The 2,726-nt window shown below is 40.4% G+C and carries 2 protein-coding genes; both read right to left on the reverse strand.

Annotated elements, in window-relative coordinates; genetic code table 11:
* Positions 1-201: 201 nt before the first annotated feature.
* On the reverse strand, positions 202-960 hold the full coding sequence (pnuC, locus tag EI162_RS13950; RefSeq protein WP_192524903.1) for a nicotinamide riboside transporter PnuC: 759 nt from the start codon (positions 958-960) through the stop codon (positions 202-204).
* A gap of 163 nt (positions 961-1,123) precedes the next feature.
* Positions 1,124-2,170 (reverse strand): multifunctional transcriptional regulator/nicotinamide-nucleotide adenylyltransferase/ribosylnicotinamide kinase NadR, encoded by a 1,047-nt coding sequence (gene nadR, locus EI162_RS13955; protein WP_192524904.1) that lies wholly within the window; start codon positions 2,168-2,170, stop codon positions 1,124-1,126.
* Between the last annotated feature and the right edge of the window lie 556 nt (positions 2,171-2,726).

Raw genomic sequence — 2,726 nt, forward strand, 5'->3', positions numbered from 1 at the left:
TTCTCTTTGTTGTGGTAAACAAGAGTGTAAGGCGTTGCTTATTTTTTTCAACTATTTCCCAATTCTATACAGCCCCTAGTTGTAGCACTAATTTATGTAACCTGCCATTTTATCTGGTAAACCGCACAGTCAAGCCTTCTTATCCTTTCACTCTTATATGCATTATTTTTCAGCTGTAACACGAGTTGTCGTCGTCATTCATTATCGCGTGGGTGTTGGCAATTTCATAGCATCTTGCTCGCTGCGATGCCATTCGTAAAGACCGATAAAAGAGTTCACTTGATAAATCATGGTTTGAATAGCAAAGATATAGTTGCCAGACATGAGGTTGACGATCAGCCAGACGAAGTTGACGATAATCCATAACCACCAGTTAAATGAATAACGTAGAATCATTGCCGCTTGTGCGGTGATAGAAAGCACAAACGCGATGACGTTGATCCAAAAGAAAGAGATCAACCCTAAAAACTTACTGTTGTCGTCTTCAACCACCGCATAGCCGTAGCTTGCTAGTAAATCATTCACCACTGGAAAGAGGGCGAGACCAATCACAATAAACGCTGCTGTAATCAACCAAACGGCTTTGCTGGCAGATTTGGGTACCATATCACCGTCAAGGTCAGTGTGTTTTGACCAATAAAAAATACCGTAAACATGGGTAAAAAAGTTAAAAAGTGGCGCTAGCATCAAACCAACTGCGCCAGATGTTGCCTGTACCACGACTTCACCAGCGGTTGCGCCCATGCCAAAGCCATTACCCATGACGTTTTTGCGGAATGACAGTGACACCACACAAATCAGGCCAATAAAGGATACCGCCAAATAAAACCAATCGAGAGTGGTATGCTCTGTGGTTAGCCAAAAGCCTGCAGACAACGCAATCACCCCACAAATGAACCAAGTAATAATCCATTGCATCGCCCATTTTCCAGTGATATTGTCCAATAGCTGAATACGCATTGTTTTTTTCCCTAAAAACGCATATCAATAACAACGCTCTGCTCATCAAAAAACGTCATTAAAAACATACTGATAAAAGTTTATTGTTATAAAATTACTATTAAAAATAGCGTTATTATAAATTTATTATTATTGAGTTTATTGAGGACACGCCCTAATTACTTTACGGTTTTTTGCCATAAATAGCTTGGTCGATAAATAACAGTGCTTGCTGATAGCGCGCATCGTAGTCAGGTTTATCAACCATATGTGGTTCAATATTGTGTTGAGTAAAGATATCTAATAACCGTTGCTCAAACCGCCCACGTGCCTCAGGCGTGCCTAATGAGCGCATACCATCGGCAACCCACGGTGTATTATTGTCCAGCATAATTGTATGGTCGAGACGAAACTCATCGATACAGGCCGTGACGAAGGGATGGGTCAGCCCTTCGTACTCTTCACAGAATGCTTGTGTGGTCACAAAGTCGGTATCAACGATAGTAACAGGCGCGGTTGCTTTGGCCTTGGCATCGCGAATAGCCTGAGCATGATTCAGGGCAATGGGTCCGTAATCACTATATTGTAGCCCAATCTCACTACCGCCCAAGTCTGTGCCGACATATAGTCTTCCCATTTCAAGTGCAAAGCTGGCACCATAATAGTTGGCAAGTTTATGTACTAGAGTTGTCTTCCCTGAGCTTTCGCCACCTACAATAGCCACTGTTTTAGTGTAATCAGGACGTGCATGTGGGTGGATTGCCGGCCAATGCACTACTGGGTTACGGGCAATAGCATAAGAATCAAACTCAGTCTGTAGCGGGGTAGTGACGACTGGCAGTAGTAGCTGTTCTTGGATAGTACTGTCCGCTAATGGGTGGTTTTCTGCGACAAAAAATACCGTCTCAGCTGGCAGTTTTAGCGCTTCCATCAAACGTTGTAATTTGGCATTGCTGGCTGGGATATCAATTGTTACTTCATTAAAGTCCTCATGCAACGGTAGCTCAATCTCATCAGTGATATGAATATGGATAAAAGGTAAATCGGCACATGCCATCTGTAGCCAACGCGCTTTATCTTGCAAGGTGATGTTGAAATCTGGGTGCGGAGCAGGGTGTGCCATAATGACGATATTGAGTGTTTTTGCTTGTCCTGCTGCGTCCAATATACTGCGCATCTGCCCTAGATGCAGTGGTTCAAAATGCCCGATCATCAAGCCTGACTCTTCCATAACTTCTCTCATTTTATTTATATATATTTTTCGTGGGTAGTTTTACTTATGAATATTTTGAATTTTTAGTTATTTATCAGCATGGTATAAAGGTTTGAGGCGATTTACAGGTAGGTTATTGTAAGTAGGCGTTATTTTATGAATTTATTATTTAGTAAGATATAACCTATGGATTGGTTGTGTTAGTTGTATTTAATAATAGCGTTGTTAAATAAATCGTCATCTTGTAGAATAAAATAATAAGAGTTAGCTACTTCTCAATTAAAGTATTCTGCAATTGTAACAAATTATGTAATAATGGGGAAACAAAGCTAGTTATGAAACATTTTGAAATAATTATTTAAAATCAGGGGTTTACGTGGGTTTTTGAGAGATTAGTGCAAGCTTGGTTAGCATAAACTCACAAAGCACGTCTACATCCTCAACAGATGAAATGCTAATTGTTGCTATACTTGTTTACAAGTTCAGAAAGCCAAGCAACTTTGATTAGAGCTTTTAAAACTTAGATTAACACATGAAGTGCAATACCAAATGCGAGGTGAAAAAAAGACCTAGA

The organism is Psychrobacter sp. FME6 (assembly GCF_014861365.1).
Taxonomy (GTDB): Bacteria; Pseudomonadota; Gammaproteobacteria; order Pseudomonadales; family Moraxellaceae; genus Psychrobacter.

What these genes read in the sequence shown, in the direction of transcription:
- pnuC (WP_192524903.1), bottom strand. Translation starts at nt 960, where the DNA reads ATGCGTATTCAGCTATTGGACAATATCACTGGAAAATGGGCGATGCAA.
- nadR (WP_192524904.1), bottom strand. Translation starts at nt 2,170, where the DNA reads ATGGAAGAGTCAGGCTTGATGATCGGGCATTTTGAACCACTGCATCTA.